This is a genomic window from Enterobacteriaceae bacterium ESL0689, assembly GCA_029433525.1.
In the GTDB taxonomy this organism is placed as follows: Bacteria; Pseudomonadota; Gammaproteobacteria; order Enterobacterales; family Enterobacteriaceae; genus JAQTIF01.
On sequence record JAQTIF010000001.1, the window covers coordinates 734,553 to 753,724 of the forward strand.

Here is a 19,172-nt window from a genome sequence, read left to right on the forward strand (position 1 = left end):
CTTTCGCTATTGTTAGCCGAAGCGCTGCCATAAATATACTGCGGGGGTCGCGTCGCGAATGGCAAAAGAGAAAAAAAGTCGTTTCTTCTCCTGGTTAGGTTTTGGCCAAAAAGAGCCACAGCAAGAGCAGGAAATCGAGCATGAGCAAAAAACCGAACCGCAGGCGGAGATCACACCGTCATCTTCAGCGCTAACATTAGCGGATGAAGGCGTTGTTGCCGCGCCTGAAGCGGCAGATAATTTTCAGCAAGAGCAAGAGCAAGAGCAAGAGCAAGAGCAAGAGCAAGAGCAAGAGCAAGAGCAAGAGCAAGAAATTGCTCCGCCTGCTTCTGATACCGCACCGATCATCGCATCATCCGATACGCCTGAAATGACGCGGCAATCCCCGCCGTCACAGGAGCAGGAAAAACCGACCAGAGAGCGTTTTTTTGTCCGCCTCAAACAGAGCCTGCTGAAAACCAGGCAAAACCTCGGTTCCGGGTTTATCAGTCTGTTTCGTGGCAAGAAAATTGATGATGAACTGTTTGAAGAGCTGGAAGAGCAGTTATTGATCGCTGATATTGGCATGGAAACGACCAGCAAAATTATTGCGCACCTGATCGAAAGTGCCAGCCGTCAACAGCTTCAGGATGCGCAGGCGCTGTATGGCCTGTTGAAAGCCGAGATGGCAAACATGCTCGCAAAAGTTGATAACCCACTTAACATTGAAGGGAAAATGCCATTTGTTATCCTGATGGTTGGGGTTAATGGGGTGGGTAAAACGACCACCATCGGTAAGCTGGCGCGTCAGTTTGTCCAACAGGGAAAATCCGTGATGCTGGCGGCAGGCGATACTTTCCGTGCTGCCGCCGTCGAGCAGCTCCAGGTCTGGGGGCAACGGAACAATATTCCGGTGATTGCGCAGCATACCGGGGCCGATTCTGCATCGGTGATTTTCGATGCGATTCAGGCGGCGAAAGCGCGTCATATCGATGTCCTGATCGCTGATACCGCAGGGCGTCTGCAAAACAAAGCGCATCTGATGGAAGAACTGAAGAAAATCGTGCGGGTGATGAAAAAACTCGATCCTGATGCCCCCCATGAAGTCATGCTGACCATTGATGCCAGCACCGGGCAAAATGCGATTAGCCAGACCCGATTGTTCCATGAGGCGGTGGGACTGACCGGTATCACACTGACTAAGCTGGATGGTACAGCGAAAGGAGGCGTCATCTTCTCTGTCGCCGATCAGTTTGCTATTCCGATCCGCTATATTGGTGTTGGTGAACGTATTGAGGATTTACGTCCGTTCAATGCTGATGATTTTATTGAAGCGTTATTTTCCCGAGAGGATTAACAATGATTCGCTTTGAACAAGTGAGCAAAGCTTATCTTGGTGGCAGGCAAGCATTGCAGGGAGTTAACTTTCATCTGCGTGCAGGTGAGATGGCTTTTCTGACGGGGCATTCGGGCGCAGGGAAAAGCACTTTACTTAAGCTTATCTGCGGTATAGAGCGACCCAGCACTGGAAAAATAATGTTTAGCGGCCATGAGATCAGTCGTCTGAAAAACAGTGAGGTGCCGTTTCTGCGCCGCCAGATTGGGATGATTTTCCAGAATCACCACTTGCTGATGGATCGCTCGGTGTATGATAACGTCGCGATCCCGCTGATTATTGCCGGTGCCAGTGGAGATGATATTCGCCGCCGGGTATCTGCGGCACTGGATAAAGTCGGCTTACTGAATAAAGCGAGGAGTCTGCCGGTTCAGCTTTCTGGCGGCGAACAGCAGCGGGTTGGTATCGCGCGCGCGGTGGTGAATAAACCCGCCGTATTGCTGGCAGATGAACCGACCGGTAATCTGGATGAAACGCTCTCCGAAGGCATTTTACGCCTGTTTGAAGAATTCAATCACGTTGGCGTGACCGTACTGATGGCGACACATGATTTGGCGCTCATTTCCAGTCGCTCCTATCGTGTGCTAACGCTCAGTGACGGCCGTATGCATGGAGGTAGCTGGAATGAATAAGCGTGATGCGATAAATCATGTTCGCCGATGGCTCAGTAAACTCAATGGCCTGCGTAAAAGTTCAGCGATCAGCTATCGTGCCCTGAAACAAAAAGAGGCGGTATTACTTGCGGTTTCCCGTAAGAACAATGTTTTTAATGAACAGATACGCTATGCCTGGCATAATGCGATTCAGGATTTAAAAAGTACCCCCTTTGCCACCCTGCTGACGGTGATGGTCATTGCAATCTCGCTGACACTGCCCGTGGTGTGCTACATGGTCTACAAAAATGTCAGTCACGCGGCAGCCCAGTATTATCCCTCACCACAAATTACGGTCTATTTTGATAAGTCACTCAGTGATGATGCGGCGGCGCTGGTTGTCAACCAGCTTCGGGTGCAGAAAGAGGTCGAAAAAGTTAACTATTTATCGCGTGATGAAGCGCTGGGCGAATTTCGTAACTGGTCGGGTTTCGGTGGTGCATTGGATATGCTGGAAGAGAACCCGTTGCCCGCTGTGGCGACTGTGGTGCCAAAGCCCGAATTTCAGAGTGTTACCGACCTGAATATGCTGCGTGATCGACTGGCAGAGATTCCGGGTGTCGATGAAGCACGCATGGATGATAGCTGGTTTGCCCGCCTCACCGCGCTGACCGCCCTCGCAGGACATGTTTCAATGCTGATTGGGGTTCTGATGGTCGCGGCTGTTTTCCTTGTCATTGGCAACAGCATTCGCCTGAGTATTTTTGTCCGCCGGGATACCATTAATGTACAGAAATTGATTGGTGCAACGGACGGTTTTATTCTCCGTCCCTTTCTTTATGGCGGTGCGTTACTGGGTTTTTGCGGTGCGTTTTTATCCTTAATTTTGTCAGAAGTGATGGTCATGCGTCTGTCGGCCGCAGTCACCGAAGTCGCGAAAGCATTCGGAACGCAATTTGAACTTAATGGTTTAGGGTTTGAGGAGTGCCTGCTGATGTTGCTGATATGCTCAATGATTGGCTGGCTTGCCGCCTGGTTAGCGACGGTACAGCATTTGCGCCACTTTATGCCGGAATAACAAACATCTGATATAATCTGTAGCAAAATTATTGTGGATATTTCGTGGTTACCAGCATGGCAATCTCTGGCAAGATAGCGTGCAGATAACGGCAGGCAGTCCAGAGAATGGTGGGTTTATCTGTACGTGTTATGGACTCTGCTTTGCAGAGTAAGGAAAGCCTCTTTCGCTCACTTTTCCCGGGGTTGTTGTGTGTAATTTATTCACCTGTCGATAAGAACTTGTGGATAAAATAGCAGTCTAAAAGACGAAGAAACGGATATTTGCGTGATAAGTTCTGATGCTCTGTGGTATTTTTAACTAAGAGCCTGGTTCAGCAGGCGTCATTGGCGCAGCCAGTTTGGACATGGACAGCGCGGAGAAACCGCAGCGTACACGGAGTACGTGAGGATTTCGAGCACTGCCCTGGGCCAAAATGGCAAGTAAAATAGCCTGATGGGCCAGGCACTAAACAATCACGGCCTCAGACGATATTGATTGAGAGGATTTGAATGACCAAAGATATGCAAACGTTAGCTTTGGCCCCGGTGGGTAATCTGGAGTCATATATCCGGGCGGCGAATGCCTGGCCGATGCTGTCGGCTGATGAAGAGCGTGAGCTGGCTGAAAAACTGCATTACCAGGGGGATCTGGAAGCAGCGAAAAAACTGATCCTGTCTCACCTACGCTTTGTTGTTCATATTGCTCGCAATTATTCTGGCTATGGCTTACCGCAGGCCGATTTGATTCAGGAAGGGAATATCGGCCTGATGAAAGCAGTACGGCGTTTCAACCCTGAAGTAGGGGTGCGACTGGTCTCTTTTGCTGTCCACTGGATCAAAGCCGAAATACACGAATATGTGCTGCGTAACTGGCGCATCGTTAAGGTAGCCACCACCAAAGCTCAGCGTAAATTATTCTTTAATCTGCGTAAAACCAAACAACGTCTCGGCTGGTTTAATCAGGATGAAGTCGATATGGTCGCCCGCGAGTTAGGGGTGTCCAGTAAAGATGTGCGCGAAATGGAATCACGCATGGCGGCACAGGATATGACCTTTGATGCCCCTGCCGAGGATGATGCTGATAACCAGCCAATGGCGCCGGTACTCTATTTACAGGATAAAACCTCTAACTTTGCTGACGGTATTGAAGATAACAACTGGGAAGAACAAGCCGCGAATAAATTAACCGATGCGATTCAGGGGCTGGACGCTCGCAGCCAGGATATCATTCGTGCCCGCTGGCTGGATGAAGATAATAAGTCCACTTTGCAAGAGTTGGCGGATCGCTACGGTGTATCGGCTGAGCGTGTACGTCAGTTAGAAAAAAATGCCATGAAAAAACTGCGTGTTGCGATAGAGACCTGAGAGCCACAAAAACAGGGTTTTGTGACCGCATGCTTTTTATCTGAATGATTTTATTGAAAAATAAAATCATTTTTCTTCTGGTTACAAGGGCGTGATAGTAAACCGATCGGGTGCTTAATTATCTGATAAAGCACCTGCTAAAACCCATCTGACGCCAACATCGGGTATCAATTTTCCGTAGTTCATCTGATGTGTTGCGGCTGGAGGACAGGTATTGATGACGTCATGGGTAACGCTGCTCTTGATGCGCTTATAACAGAAAATTCAAATAGATATATTTTATAGAGCCCATCAAAAAAACAGAAGCAAACAATACAATGAAAATAAACTCATTCGGTAGTAAGTATGCATCCACCGGGATAGTTCTTCTGGCACGGTATCAAAGAAATGATAAACATCCGTATTTTTATAGTACATAACTAAAGGTTTCTTTTTTTCTTCAGGCATAAAAAATAATATACAAGCATAAATGAACCAAAAAAACCGACCAGCGAGTGAAAATAATAGGGAACATATAGCTCAAAGCCGCTCTTATAATACGTTTCAATGATTTTTTCATATCTCCATTTATTAATTCCAAAGTAATAAAATAAAAAAATAAGTGATAAAATATCTATCCAGGCACATGCAATACTTATATATGATAGGGTCTGCGCCATATACCTTAACTCCGGAATATATAATCTATAAATGAATCACTAACAGACGTGGCAGCATAACCGGCAATAGCTGCGCCTGTTACTGCACAGACTACACCACCGATACCTGCACCCGGCGCTGTACAAATAATACCTGCTATATTTACGCCCACACTCATTATATATCTGATTACAGATTTTTAGTTGATAAAGGAACCGGAAAATATATCAATCAGGGTGAGTAAAATAAAAATAAAATATAACAATAGGATAACGCATATACAAATATAATAAAAATCAATCCATTGAGTGTATTGTGGGCTTATTTTTTTTAAAAAAAGAGAGATCTCCATGCTCTTTTCTGGTGAAAAAATATTTTTCTTCCTTTTTTTAGTCGTGCAAAATAATATATCATACCAAAAGAACCGAAAAATCCCATTGATAAGTAGAAACGATAAAGTGGAATTAAAGTGAAACCTTCTGCATAATACATGGATATTAATTTATTATATTGTTTTGTGTGGAAACTAAAGTAAAAAAACAGAAAAAATGTCATAGTGACAGGAATAATAAGAAAAGAAAGGGCTATAACTGGATGTATAATATGCATATTATTTGACCCACCACTCTATAATATGATCACTGGCTCCGCTTGCCAGGATACCACCAATAACGGAGCAACACACATCGTCCCCAGTCTCATATACTCCCTGAAAGCCACCCGCCCGCATTCACTTTCGCGGCCGGTGGTGCAGGTATGAATGACATCATTAGTGGTGCCCGCAAAAGAAAACGCCATGCCAATATATCCCCCGGCTTTTAAAAACCGGGCCACTTTCGTCGCCGCGCCGAGATAGCGTTGGTAGCCAGGAATACCACCGATACCGGCCCTTGATCACTGATGAATAATCGAACGGCTGGAGAGATCCAGCGCCCGGCGCATATCGTCATAAGGGCGTAATTGCAGGGTATGGCGCGAGAGTGATTTCAGCAGCGGTTTATTGACCACGTTTTCAGCTCCTCAGGCAGCCGGTGACGCTCAGCAAAAAACCGCTCGTTGTGAAGCGTTCCCTGGGCGCGGTATTGCGTCTGATAAGCGGTCTCAATTTTGCCGAGGGTGCTCTTAATCGCGCTGAAATAGCGTTCTCCGGCATCGCCAGTGGTGGAGAAAATTTTGTCACCGGCGGCGGTGAGGGCGGCGATGATGCCATAATGGCGATGCATAAAACCCGCCTCATCCGGGGTGAAACCGATAAAGCGCTGGTTGATCTGACGTTTCGTTTGCTGCAGGCACTGTGACAGCGACAGGGTAAGAGGGGTGTTGAGGTCGGCGACAATTAGCACCTGACCGGGGATCAGCCACGGCGTGTCGGCGTTATGGTGCATAAACAGGCGAGCGGCGGGTGAGTTGACATGACGAAACAACATGCTGGCCTGGAAATGGAGCTGACCTGCCTGCTGAACAATACAGAAACCGGGGACGAGATCACGTGACATCATGCTTCCCTTCTGTTTGTGGTGCTGATCGGTTAAGCGGCAGATGCGCCGCCGCAGCGGTCTTTAGCTTCTCATAAGCGGAACGTGGCAGGCAACAAGCCTCTGCGTCATCGGGGGTAAAGCGGAGAAAAACAGGATTTCTGACGGTTTTGAATGGGGCCGCAGTGGGTTTGTTCTGTGTCATGGCCCGCAGAGCGGGGATCGAGCGATCCCCGTCTGTGCGGACTGGCCAGGTTAGCGTTTTTTGCGCATTGCGGCGTTAAGGGCATCTATCATGGCGCTATTACCGGCAGGCGCGATAGTCTGGCTGCGTGATGGGGCGGGTTTCGCCGTCGGGCGATTAGCCGCGGTACGGTCAGGACTGTTATGGTGTCCATGACCTGTTGCCGGTTGCTCGTCCAGCCGCATGGTCAGTGCGATACGTTTACGAGGTAAATCGATATCGACAACCTTCACCTGCACGATATCACCGGTTTTGACCACGCTATGCGGATCGTCGACAAATTTATTCGCCAGAGATGAAATATGCACCAGGCCATCCTGGTGAACACCGATATCAACAAAAGCGCCAAAATTGGTGACATTGGTTACCGTTCCCTCCAGCACCATGCCTGGCAGTAGATCGTTCATCGTCTCGACACCCTCGGCAAACGTGGCCGTTTTGAACTCTGGGCGAGGGTCACGGCCCGGTTTTTCCAGCTCTTTAATGATGTCGGAAACGGTAGGGACACCAAACTTTTGATCGGTAAAATCCACCGCGTGCAGATGGCGTAGTGCCTGGCTATTGCCCATTAGCGCTTTTAATGTTTGCCGGGTGGCGGCCAGAATGCGCTCAACCACCGGATAAGCTTCCGGGTGAACCGTGGAGGCATCGAGGGGATTATCGCCGTGATTAATGCGCAGGAACCCGGCGCACTGCTCAAACGCTTTCGGGCCGAGACGGCTGACTTTCAGCAGTTGCTGTCGGTTACGGAACTGACCATTTTCATCACGCCAGGCGACGATATTTTGTGCCATCATGCGGCTCAGCCCAGCGACCCGGGTCAGTAAGGGGACTGAGGCGGTGTTCAGATCGACACCAACCGCGTTCACACAGTCTTCGACGACCGCATCCAGTTTGCGCGCTAACTGAAGCTGGCTGACATCGTGCTGGTACTGACCGACACCGATGGATTTAGGATCGATTTTGACCAGTTCTGCCAGCGGGTCCTGTAAGCGGCGAGCAATCGAGACCGCACCACGCAGTGACACATCGAGATCGGGAAACTCCTGTGCCGCCAGTTCAGAAGCGGAGTAGACTGAGGCCCCGGCTTCACTGACAATCACTTTTTGCGCATCGACCCGGGGAAACTGTTTCTGGACTTCAGCATAGAAACGTTCCGTTTCCCGGGAAGCGGTGCCATTGCCGATAGCCACCAGCTCGACATGATGCTTTTCACATAAGGCAGCGACCGCCGCTGCTGCTTTCGCCGCCTGGCCGGTATGGGGATAAATAGTATCGGTGGCCACCAGTTTACCAGTGGCATCCACCACGGCGACTTTGACGCCGGTACGCAAGCCTGGATCAAGCCCCATAGTAGGACGTAATCCGGCAGGTGCCGCCATCAACAGGTGGTGCAGATTGCGGGCGAATACCGTGATCGCCTCCTCTTCCGCCCGCTCACGCACGCTGCCCATCAATTCCGTTTCCAGATGCATCAGCACCTTAATACGCCATGTCCAGCTTACCACGCCTTTGCGCCAGCTGTCGGCCGGTGCATGACCGAGCTGCAATCCCAGGTGATCAATAATAATCTGCTCGCCGTGGCTCTCTTTCGGCGGTTCATCAAACTGGGGATCGGGATTCAGTGACAGCTGTAAGATGCCCTCATTACGACCCCGGAACATCGCCAGCGCACGATGTGAGGGAACCGAAGCAATGGGCTCATGATGATCGAAATAGTCGCGGAATTTTGCCCCTTCCTGCTCTTTTCCACTGACTACCGTGGCAACAAGATGGGCATTTTGCCATAAATAGTGGCGCACTTTCGCCAGCAGTGCGGCATCTTCGGCGAAACGTTCCATTAAAATATAGCGTGCGCCATCCAGTGCTGCTTTGCTATCGCTAATGCCTTTATCGGCATCAATAAATCGGGCCGCTTCGATTTCGGGCTGGTGTGATGGCGCATTCCACAGTAAGTCGGCCAGGGGTTCTAGTCCGGCTTCAAGGGCAATTTGCCCACGGGTGCGACGTTTGGGTTTATAGGGCAGATAGAGATCTTCGAGTTCCGTTTTGTTTAACGTGCTGGTAATCGCCTGTTTCAGGGGTTCGGTCAGTTTACCCTGCTCCTGGATCGATTTGAGGATCACCTGGCGACGCTCTTCCAGTTCCCGCAGATAGGTCAGGCGTATTTCCAGATTGCGTAGCTGGGTGTCATCCAGTCCGCCGGTGACCTCTTTACGATAGCGGGCGATAAACGGTACGGTGTTTCCTTCGTCCAGAAGGTGAACCGCGGCAGCCACTTGCTCAGGTCTGGCTTGCAGTTCATCGGCTATAATGCGATAGAGTGAATCATTCATCATATCTTTTTCATCTTGTAGATCGAAAATCAGCGAGTAGTTATACGGACTGGCACAGTAAAATGCCAGTCGTTATCAGGGTTTCATATATTCGATAGTGTTAATATACCAGCACGCTTCTCCGGCGGGTGTGTTGACCACCGCCTGCTCGCCGATCTCTTTTTTTAACAGCGCGCGGGCCATCGGCGAGTCGATGGAGATGTAATCTTTCTGGCCAAAAATCTCATCATAACCGACAATCCGCAAGCGTTTGCTGACACCGTCATCGTTTTCTATTTCAACCCATGCCCCAAAGAACACTTTCCCTTCCTGTTGCGGGGAGTAGTCGACGATTCTGAGATTTTCCAGACATTTTGTCAGGTAACGAACCCGGCGGTCAATTTCCCGCAACCGTTTCTTATTGTATTGATAATCAGCGTTTTCGCTGCGGTCACCGAGGCTGGCAGCCCAGCTCACTTTTCGGGTCACTTCCGGGCGTTCTTCACGCCATAATGTGTCCAGCTCTTGTTTCAGTTTTTCATACCCTTCACGAGTAATTAGCGGTGTTCTCATCAGCGATTCTTCTTTTTGATCGTCAGACAGCCACAGGGAAAAGCAGTGATGGCATGCGATGTGTGATAATCCCGACAGGATAAGCCCTGTGTTTTATGATTAAGTGTATACTTAACCTGCTGTTACATATGCTTTGTAACAATTTAGCTGACAATATATACCAGATTTCGCTGGTGGGTGAACCGGGCTTTTTTAAGAATAGGCGCGGCCTGTTGTCGTGAACTTTTGGGAGTAGAAACAATGCAAGAGAATTATAAAATTCTGGTTGTCGATGACGACATGCGTTTACGCGCATTGCTTGAGCGTTATCTGACAGAGCAAGGCTTCCAGGTTCGAAGTGTCGCCAATGCCGAGCAGATGGATCGTTTATTGACCCGTGAATCCTTTCATCTGATGGTGCTCGATCTGATGCTGCCTGGCGAAGATGGTTTATCGATTTGCCGTCGTTTGCGCAGCCAGAGTAATCCGATGCCGATTATTATGGTGACGGCGAAGGGGGAAGAAGTGGATCGTATCGTAGGGCTCGAAATTGGCGCTGATGACTATATTCCCAAACCCTTCAATCCCCGTGAGTTGCTGGCCCGTATTCGTGCGGTCTTGCGTCGCCAGGCCAATGAGCTGCCCGGTGCGCCATCACAGGAAGAGGCATTGATTACTTTTGGCAAGTTCAAACTCAATCTCGGCACGCGCGAGATGTTTCGTGAAGATGAGCCGATGCCATTGACCAGCGGCGAATTTGCGGTATTGAAAGCACTGGTCAGCCATCCGCGTGAGCCGTTATCGCGGGATAAGCTGATGAATCTTGCCCGTGGCCGTGAATATTCGGCGATGGAGCGCTCTATCGATGTGCAAATTTCCCGTTTGCGCCGCATGATTGAAGAAGATCCGACCCACCCTCGTTATATCCAGACTGTATGGGGACTGGGGTATGTATTCGTGCCCGATGGCGCGAAAGCATGAATCGGCTCCGTTTTTCTCTGCGAAGTTCGTTCGCCCGCACCTTGTTGTTGATTGTTGCCTTGCTGTTTGCCAGCCTGGTGACCACTTACCTGGTGGTGCTGAACTTTGCGATCTTTCCCAGCCTTCAGCAATTTAACAAGGTCCTGGCCTACGAAGTAAAAATGCTGATGACCGATAAGCTGCAACTGGAGGATGGCACTCAGCTTGCTGTACCGGCGGCTTTTCGTCGTGAGATTTATCGTGAGCTGGGGATTTCGCTCTATTCCCTTGACGCAGCGGAAGATGCTGGTCTGCGCTGGGCGCAGCATTATGATTTTTTAAGTCAGCAAATGGCGCACCAGCTAGGCGGTGCGACCGAAGTCCGGATCGAGATGAATAAAAACTCTCCGGTGGTCTGGCTGAGAACCTGGTTATCGCCGGATATCTGGGTTCGTGTCCCCTTAACAGAGATTCATCAGGGGGATTTCTCGCCGCTGTTTCGCTATACCCTGGCGATAATGCTGCTGGCGATTGGCGGCGCCTGGCTATTTATTCGTATTCAGAACCGACCGCTGGTTGATCTTGAGCGCGCGGCCTTGCAGGTTGGGCGCGGGATTATTCCGCCTCCGTTACGCGAATATGGTGCCTCCGAGGTGCGCTCCGTGACCCGCGCATTTAATCATATGGCCGCGGGTGTCAAACAACTGGCCGATGACCGCACGTTGCTGATGGCCGGTGTGAGTCACGATTTACGTACGCCGTTAACCCGGATCCGCCTGGCAACAGAAATGATGGCAAAAGAGGACTGGTATCTCGCCGGGTCGATTAACAAAGATATTGAAGAGTGTAACGCGATTATCGGCCAGTTTATTGATTACTTGCGTACTGGTCAGGAAATGCCAATGGAGTGGATAGATCTCAACACGGTATTGGGCGAGGTCATCGCGGCAGAAAGTGGTTATGAACGGGAAATTGAGACCGCGTTACAACCCGGAGAGCTCCTGTTATCGATCCATCCGCTGTCGATCAAGCGGGCGCTAACCAATATGGTGGTCAATGCGGCACGTTATGGCCATGGCTGGATTAAGGTAAGCAGCGGCAGCCAGGATGGTCATGACTGGTTCCAGGTTGAAGATGATGGCCCGGGAATAAACGCAGCCCAACGTGAACATCTGTTCCAGCCGTTTGTACGCGGTGATAGCGCTCGTAGTAGTAGTGGAACCGGGCTGGGGCTGGCGATCGTCCAGCGTATCATTGATAACCATAATGGCTATCTGGAGATCGGCACCAGTGAGCGGGGGGGGTTATTAATTCGCGCGTGGCTGCCCATTCCGGCACATCCTGTTCAGCCGCCGGAATAAGCAACGCCAGGGCATGTATCAACAGAACATGCCGGATAGCCACGATCCGACATGTTCTGATCCGGTTAGCGTTGTGGGCCAGCCGCAACCAACGCAGCACCGGTAGGGGTGTCGGTATATTGCGCGAAGTTGTTAATAAAGAGTTGCGCAAGCTGAGCCGCTTTTTCCTGCCACTGCTCCGGCGAACCATAAGTATTACGCGGATCGAGAATCTCGCTATCGACCCCCGGCAGCGCCGCAGGGATCTGTAAATTGAATACTGGCAGGGTGAATGTCTCTGCATTATCCAGTTCGCCATTAAGAATGGCATCGATAATGGCGCGCGTATTTTTAATCGAAATTCGTTTACCGGTGCCATTCCAGCCGGTGTTGACCAGATAGGCTTGAGCGCCAGCAGCCTGCATGCGTTTCACCAGCACTTCGGCATACTGGGTCGGATGCAGTGATAAAAATGCCGCACCGAAGCAGGCGGAGAAGGTGGGGGTGGGTTCGGTCACACCGCGTTCAGTGCCTGCCAGTTTCGCGGTAAACCCAGAAAGGAAATGATACTGCGTCTGATCGGCGGTCAGGCGTGATACTGGCGGCAGAACGCCAAAGGCGTCGGCGGTCAGAAAGATAACTTTGGTCGCATGCCCGGCTTTAGAGACAGGTTTTACGATATTTTCGATATGATAGATCGGATAGGAAACCCGGGTGTTTTCGGTCTTGCTGTTATCGTCGAAATCCACACTGCCATCGGGGCGAACCACAACATTTTCTAATAACGCATCACGGCGTATTGCGTGATAGATATCCGGCTCGGCCGCTTCAGACAGTTTGATTGTTTTCGCATAACAACCGCCCTCGAAGTTAAAGACACCGTCATCATCCCAGCCATGTTCATCATCGCCAATCAGGCGACGCTTCGGATCGGTAGAGAGTGTTGTTTTGCCCGTACCAGACAGGCCAAAGAAAATCGCCACATCCTCTTTTTCACCGACATTCGCCGAACAGTGCATCGAGGCGATCCCTTTGAGCGGTAACAGATAGTTCATCATCGAGAACATCCCTTTCTTCATTTCACCGCCATACCAGGTTCCGCCGATAAGCTGGATACGTTCAGTCAGGTTGAAGGCGATAAAATTCTCTGAATTCAGCCCCTGTTCCTGCCACTGTGGATTGGTGCATTTCGCGCCATTCATCACAATAAAGTCGGGTTTAAATTGCGCCAGCTCTTCATCGCTGGGGCGGATGAACATATTTTTGACAAAGTGTGCCTGCCAGGCCACTTCGGTAATGAAACGCACACTCAGGCGCGTGTCAGCATTGGCACCACAAAAGGCATCGACGACGAACAGACGTTTTCCGGAAAGCTGGCGGGTGACCAGTCCTTTCAGCTGCTGCCAGGTTTGTTGCGAGAGGGGTTTATTATCGTTCTTGCCCTTACCTTTATCTGACCACCAGACGGTATCGCGCGTAATATCGTCACGAACAATATATTTATCTTTTGGCGAACGGCCGGTGAAGATCCCGGTATCGACCGCGATAGCGCCCGATTGGGTCAGTGTGCCGCGCTCATAGCCTTCAAGGGTGGGAACAAGTTCTTCCTGGTACAAGGTATCGTAGCTGGGGTTATAGACGATACTTTCAACATCGTTGATACCATAAGCGTTGAGATCCTGCGGGGTTAAACCATGATTAACACGCATGTCGTTGCTCCTTCACCAATAAGTTGTGTATCGTGAATTATAAGGGAAACAGCGCTGCACAGACCGCGACGAGGTTCATAGATTCAGGCATATTAGCGTCTGTTATCTTTGTTGTCGCGGGTGTAAGCGGCCAGAGGTGAGCCGTTATGCGTTATCCGGTTATTGGTTTGGCTGTCGGGCAGCCGGGTTATGACAATTTTCCGTACTGGTTCGCCTGCCGGTAGTCATACCAAAGATAAGCCGCCAGCGCTAACTCCAGTAATGTTAAGGTCAGTAATGTGTTAATAAAGAAGTCACTGCCTTGCCGGGTTAAAATACCACCGCTGATAAAGGGGAAAAGATATACGCCAATAAAGTAGAACAGACTGAAGACCGTCAACACCTGTTCTTTATAAACTGCCGCGATATGTTTGAGAGAGAGATTCTGGATCAGTGGATAAACCAGGCCATAACTGACGCCTAATAATAGACTGGCGATGCTGTAAGTCAGATTTGAAAATGCGAAGTTAAATAATGCCACGGACAGCGCCATCGCCAATAATAACAAGACGATCGCCTGATTAATCTGCAGACGGTTAATCAGACCGGTTAATAAAAAACGCGAGCCAATAACGGCAAGGGTATAGCTAATATAGAAAAACGAAAAATCTAACTTGCGTTCCTGAGCAAACAGTGTTTGAAAACTCATCATTGAGCTAAAAATACAGGCACCGATCAGCACCATGATAACCGGATATTTAGCGGGGTTACGGAAGGTTATCATCACCGCCTGGCTTAGGGTTGTCGGGCGTTTTATCGTCGTCATTTGCTGAGTATCAGGGTGACTGAAAAACAGCCACGCCGCCAGTAAAGAGAGGAGGGCACTGAATATAAATATCATCAGCCAGGGTAGCTGATACTCAATGACTGTTTTAACCAATGCCGGGGTCATGCCGGTACCCAGCATATTAAAGGCGGCAATCAAGCTGAAGTTTTTACTCCGGGTCTGTTCATCGCTGCTGCTGGCGACAATAATCGGCCCGAGAGTATAAATCCCACCCCAGCCGATCCCTAAAAAAATCTGTGCCAGATAGAACAAGCTGATTTGTTGACAGATGATTAAAATAATACCCATTGCATAACAGACACTGCAGATAGCGGCTAAGCAAGATACCGGTATTTTGTTTAATAAACGCGGTAAGCAAAAGAACGCACATAAAATACCAATAAAGCCACTACTGATTATTTTTCCTGAGCTGGCGGCAGTGATCTGAAAGTGATCATGTAAAAACAGAGGTAATGTCAGCATGACACCATAAGAGAAAGCGGCCAGAAAGGAACCGAGGAATATTTTTTTTAATGAATCCATCCTGTTACTCCAGTTAGTTTATAAACAGCTGGCTTAGAGCCTATCCCATTAGGCTATTTTACTTGCCATTTTGTCCTTGGGCAGTGCTCGAAATCCTTACGTACGACCGGTACGCACCGGTTTCTTCGTGCTGTTGATATCCAGACTATAACGCCTGGCGGGTCAGGTGCTAAGTTTTATTGTGGTTTTAATGGACTCAGAAGCTTTCCGTCCAGGAGCTTCGGGTAGCAGAAATGGTGATTGGCGATGTGGTTTCTCTGCGCTGCCTGTTTTCAGGCAGCGCACGGAGTCGGTTACATTCTGATAGGCTCAATATGCCAGATATTGTCAGCATACTCCTCAATGGTGCGATCCGATGAAAAATAGCCCATGCCAGCGATATTGCGCATCGCGATTGTTGTCCACTGTTCAGGGTGGCGGTATAGCTCATCGACCTTATCCTGGCAATCAACATAACTACGGAAATCCGCCAATACCTGGTAATGATCACCAAAGTTAATCAGTGAATCGACCAGATCACGATAACGTCCCGGCTCTAAGGGGCTAAATACCCCAGTAGCGATTTGGGTCAGCACCTGATTTAACTCGGCGTCACTTTCGTAATAATCCCGTGGGTTATAACCGTTACGCCGCAGCGCCTCCACCTGTTGCGCGGTATTGCCGAAGATAAAAAGATTTTCCTCACCCACATGCTCCTGGATTTCAATATTCGCGCCATCAAGGGTGCCGATCGTCAGTGCGCCGTTCAGTGCGAACTTCATGTTGCTGGTGCCAGAGGCTTCGGTTCCCGCCAGTGAAATCTGTTGCGAAAGATCAGCGGCCGGAATAATCAATTGCGCGAGGCTGACGCTGTAGTTGGGGATAAAGATCACTTTCAGTTTATCGCCCGTTTGTCGGTCCTGGTTGATCACTGCCGCGACATCATTAATCAGACGAATGATATGGCGCGCCATGTAGTAGGCAGACGCCGCTTTACCGGCAAAGATACTTACCCGTGGCACCCATCCGGCATCAGGATCTGCCTTAATGCGGTTATAGCGGGCGATGATATGCAACACATTCATCAACTGGCGTTTATATTCATGTATCCGCTTGATTTGCACATCAAACAAGGCTTTTGGATTGACCACGACGTTAAGCTGCTGGGCGATATATTCAGCTAGGCGCTGCTTATTCTCAAACTTAGCCTGGCGTACAGCCTCATTGACTATCGGAAAATCAAGACGTTGTTGCAGCTTCTGTAAATCGCTGAGATCGGAACGCCAGCCGCGACCGATATTGTTATCCAGTACCTGCGATAGAGAGGGATTCGCCAGCGCCAGCCAGCGTCGTGGGGTGACACCGTTGGTGACGTTAGTAAAACGTGTCGGGAAAATCCGGGCGAAGTCGGCAAACAGCGATTCCACCATTAGCCGTGAATGCAGCGCGGAAACACCGTTAACTTTCTGACTGACGACCACTGCCAGCCAGGCCATGCGCACACGACGGCCGTTGGATTCGTCGATCAGCGAGACACGGCTTAACAGTGCGGTATCATTGGGATACTGTTTCTGCACTGTTTTGAGAAAATAATCATTAATTTCAAAGATAATTTGCAGATGACGCGGCAGGATCTTGCCCAGCATATCGACAGGCCAGGTTTCCAGTGCTTCGCTCATCAGCGTATGGTTCGTATAGGAAAATACCTGGCAGGCCACGTCAAAGGCATCATCCCAGCTGAATTTATGTTTATCAATTAACAGACGCATTAATTCAGGGATCGACAATACCGGATGGGTGTCATTGAGGTGAATCGCTATTTTCTCCGCCAGATTGCTGAATGTTTCATACTGCTGATAATGGCGATGGAGAATATCCTGTACCGTGGCGGAGACAAGGAAGTACTCCTGACGCAAACGCAGTTCACGCCCGGAACAGGTGGAGTCATCCGGATAGAGTACCCGCGAAACGTTTTCGGAAAAGTTTTTATTTTCTACCGCGGCGAAATAGTCCCCCTGGTTAAATTTACCGAGGTTGATTTCACTGCTGGCCTGAGCATGCCACAAGCGCAACGTATTAGTGGCATCAGTAGCAAAGCCCGGGACTATCTGATCATAGGCTTCGGCAAGGATCTCCTCGGTTTCCACCCAGTGCGTCCGGCTGCCCTCCTGCTGGATGCGACCACCAAAACAGACTTTATAACGCGGCTGATGGCGTTCGAACTCCCAGGGGTTGCCATACTCCAGCCAGTAATCGGGCGACTCCTGCTGTTGTCCATCGACGATAGTCTGCTTAAACATGCCATAGTCATAGCGAATACCATAGCCATAACCCGGTAAGCCCAGGGTGGCGAGCGAATCGAGGAAACAGGCAGCCAGTCGGCCAAGACCACCATTGCCCAGCCCGGGATCGCTCTCTTCATTAAGCAATTCGGTCAGATTGAGTCCCATCTCGGCCAATGCCTGATTGACCTCATCGTAAATGCCTAATGACAACAAGGCATTAGAGAGCGTGCGGCCGATCAGAAATTCCATTGACAGGTAATAAACCCTGCGCACCTCCTGAGAGATCTGCGCACGATTAGTCCGTAGCCAGCGCTCCACCATGCGATCGCGCACGGCAAACAGAGTGGCGTTAAGCCATTCGTGTTCATTGGCGATCGCCGGATCTCTGCCGAGAGTAAACATTAACTTATAGGCAATAGAGTGTTTGAGCGCCTCAACGCCTAATGTCGGCGCAGAGTAGATAACAGGTACATTCATCGCAAAGACTCCAGGTCATTACATCAAGCGTTGATAAAGTTCATGATAAGCGTTTGCTGCTACGCGCCAGCTAAAATCCTTTTTCATCGCCTGACGTTGTACATAACGCCAGAGCGATGGACGTGACCACAATACAAATGAACGGCGGATAACACGTAATAGCGACTGTACATCGCTCTCTTCAAAGACAAAGCCACTGGCTATTCCGTCAGCCAGATTTTCGAGGGAACAGTCCTCAACAGTATCGGTGAGCCCGCCAGTGCGTCTTACCAGCGGTAACGTGCCATATTTCAGGCCATAGAGCTGCGTCAAACCGCAAGGTTCAAAACGACTGGGAACCAGGATCACATCGGCACCAGCGATAATGCGATGCGAGAACGCTTCATGATAACCAATCTGCACGCTGACCTGGCCAGGATGCGCCGCCGCTGCCGCAAGGAATCCCTCCTGCAGGCGCGGATCTCCCGCCCCCAGCAAGACAAACTGCCCTCCCTGCTCTAGCAGTGCCGGTAACGCCTCCAGCACTAAATCGAGCCCTTTCTGATGGGTCAGGCGACTGACCACCGCGAATAAAGGGGCGCGTAAGTTGACCTGTAGCCCCATCGTCATCTGGAGCTGGCGTTTGTTTTCCTGCTTGTTTTCCAGACAGTCACAATCGTAATGGGAAGTCAGTAGCGTATCGCTCGCCGGGTCCCAGATATTTTCATCCACACCATTGAGGATACCCGAGAGCCGCTCTTGCTGCTGTCGTTGCAGCAGGAGTCCCTCCATACCATAAGCAAACTGGGGACTGGTGATTTCACGGGCATAAGTCGGACTGACTGCTGTAATATGGTCGGCATAATAGAGCCCCGCTTTGAGGAAAGAGATCTGGCCATGAAATTCGAGACCATACATATGGTAAAACGACCACGGTAGCGCGATATCAGACATATGGTGAGCCGAGAACATCCCCTGGTAGGCGAGGTTATGCACGGTAAAGACCGATTTAGCTGGATGCCCACGTGCTTCGAGATAGGCAGGTACCAGTCCGGCATGCCAGTCATGAGCATGGATAACCTCAGGCTGCCAGAAAGGATCTAACCCGGCTGCCATTTCACAGCCGACCCACCCCAACAGTGCAAAACGTAGCACATTGTCGGCATAAGCATTTTGCCAGGCGTCGTGATAGGGACTGCCGGGGCGGTCATAAAGATGTGGCGCTTCAATTAAATAGAGACTGAGGCCGTTAAAGTGAGCAAACAGCAGGGTTATCGGGCCGGCGAATGTCTCCCGTTGTGTTACCACCTGGGCATCGGTGACTCCCTCGCGGATAGCGGGGAATGCCGGTAACAGGATACGGCTGTCTTCACCGGCAGTGATTTGTGCGGCGGGCAGCGCACCAATCACGTCCGCCAGTCCACCGGTTTTGAGTAACGGAAATATTTCCGAACAGACATGTAAGACCCGCATAGTCA

The 19,172-nt window shown here is 50.1% G+C and carries 12 protein-coding genes and 1 pseudogene; 6 read left to right on the forward strand and 7 right to left on the reverse strand.

Annotated features, from left to right (window positions below):
• Window positions 1–58: 58 nt before the first annotated feature.
• The 4 genes from ftsY (at window position 59) to rpoH (ending at window position 4,392) form a co-directional block, all read left to right on the forward strand.
• Window positions 59–1,336: a signal recognition particle-docking protein FtsY gene (gene ftsY / locus PT300_03660; GenBank protein MDF7679753.1), complete on the forward strand. Its 1,278-nt coding sequence runs from the start codon at window positions 59–61 to the stop codon at window positions 1,334–1,336.
• A gap of 2 nt (window positions 1,337–1,338) precedes the next feature.
• Window positions 1,339–2,007 carry a cell division ATP-binding protein FtsE gene (ftsE, locus tag PT300_03665; GenBank protein MDF7679754.1) on the forward strand — a complete coding sequence of 223 codons (669 nt, stop codon included), beginning with the start codon at window positions 1,339–1,341 and terminating at the stop codon, window positions 2,005–2,007.
• Window positions 2,000–3,046 (forward strand): permease-like cell division protein FtsX, encoded by a 1,047-nt coding sequence (gene ftsX / locus PT300_03670; protein ID MDF7679755.1) that lies wholly within the window; start codon window positions 2,000–2,002, stop codon window positions 3,044–3,046. Before ftsE ends, ftsX begins: the two co-directional genes overlap by 8 nt.
• Window positions 3,047–3,537: 491 nt before the next feature.
• Complete coding sequence (gene rpoH, locus PT300_03675) at window positions 3,538–4,392, forward strand: RNA polymerase sigma factor RpoH (protein ID MDF7679756.1); 855 nt, start codon at window positions 3,538–3,540, stop codon at window positions 4,390–4,392.
• A gap of 1,249 nt (window positions 4,393–5,641) precedes the next feature.
• Here the strand turns inward: rpoH and PT300_03680 are convergent.
• From PT300_03680 to greB, 3 genes and pseudogenes are all read right to left on the reverse strand, one after another.
• A pseudogene (locus PT300_03680) lies at window positions 5,642–6,527 on the reverse strand (hypothetical protein).
• A 234-nt stretch (window positions 6,528–6,761) separates the two neighbouring features.
• Window positions 6,762–9,089: a Tex family protein gene (locus PT300_03685; GenBank protein ID MDF7679757.1), complete on the reverse strand. Its 2,328-nt coding sequence runs from the start codon at window positions 9,087–9,089 to the stop codon at window positions 6,762–6,764.
• A gap of 72 nt (window positions 9,090–9,161) precedes the next feature.
• On the reverse strand, window positions 9,162–9,638 hold the full coding sequence (gene greB / locus PT300_03690; GenBank protein MDF7679758.1) for a transcription elongation factor GreB: 477 nt from the start codon (window positions 9,636–9,638) through the stop codon (window positions 9,162–9,164).
• Between the two features lie 240 nt (window positions 9,639–9,878).
• Here greB and ompR point away from each other — a divergent pair, with 240 nt between their 5' ends.
• Together ompR and envZ are read left to right on the forward strand one after the other, a co-directional pair.
• Window positions 9,879–10,598, forward strand: a complete 720-nt coding sequence (gene ompR / locus PT300_03695) for a two-component system response regulator OmpR (protein MDF7679759.1) — start codon at window positions 9,879–9,881, stop codon at window positions 10,596–10,598.
• Complete coding sequence (envZ, locus tag PT300_03700; GenBank protein MDF7679760.1) at window positions 10,595–11,938, forward strand: two-component system sensor histidine kinase EnvZ; 1,344 nt, start codon at window positions 10,595–10,597, stop codon at window positions 11,936–11,938. The genes ompR and envZ overlap by 4 nt, the downstream gene beginning before the upstream one ends.
• A 65-nt stretch (window positions 11,939–12,003) precedes the next feature.
• Here the strand turns inward: envZ and pckA are convergent, their stop codons facing one another.
• The 4 genes from pckA to glgA form a co-directional block, all read right to left on the reverse strand.
• Window positions 12,004–13,626 (reverse strand): phosphoenolpyruvate carboxykinase (ATP), encoded by a 1,623-nt coding sequence (gene pckA / locus PT300_03705; protein MDF7679761.1) that lies wholly within the window; start codon window positions 13,624–13,626, stop codon window positions 12,004–12,006.
• Between the two features lie 187 nt (window positions 13,627–13,813).
• Window positions 13,814–14,974 carry an MFS transporter gene (locus PT300_03710; GenBank protein MDF7679762.1) on the reverse strand — a complete coding sequence of 387 codons (1,161 nt, stop codon included), beginning with the start codon at window positions 14,972–14,974 and terminating at the stop codon, window positions 13,814–13,816.
• 293 nt (window positions 14,975–15,267) lie between these two features.
• Complete coding sequence (glgP, locus tag PT300_03715; protein ID MDF7679763.1) at window positions 15,268–17,715, reverse strand: glycogen phosphorylase; 2,448 nt, start codon at window positions 17,713–17,715, stop codon at window positions 15,268–15,270.
• An 18-nt stretch (window positions 17,716–17,733) separates the two neighbouring features.
• Window positions 17,734–19,167 carry a glycogen synthase GlgA gene (glgA, locus tag PT300_03720; protein ID MDF7679764.1) on the reverse strand — a complete coding sequence of 478 codons (1,434 nt, stop codon included), beginning with the start codon at window positions 19,165–19,167 and terminating at the stop codon, window positions 17,734–17,736.
• Window positions 19,168–19,172 lie beyond the last annotated feature (5 nt).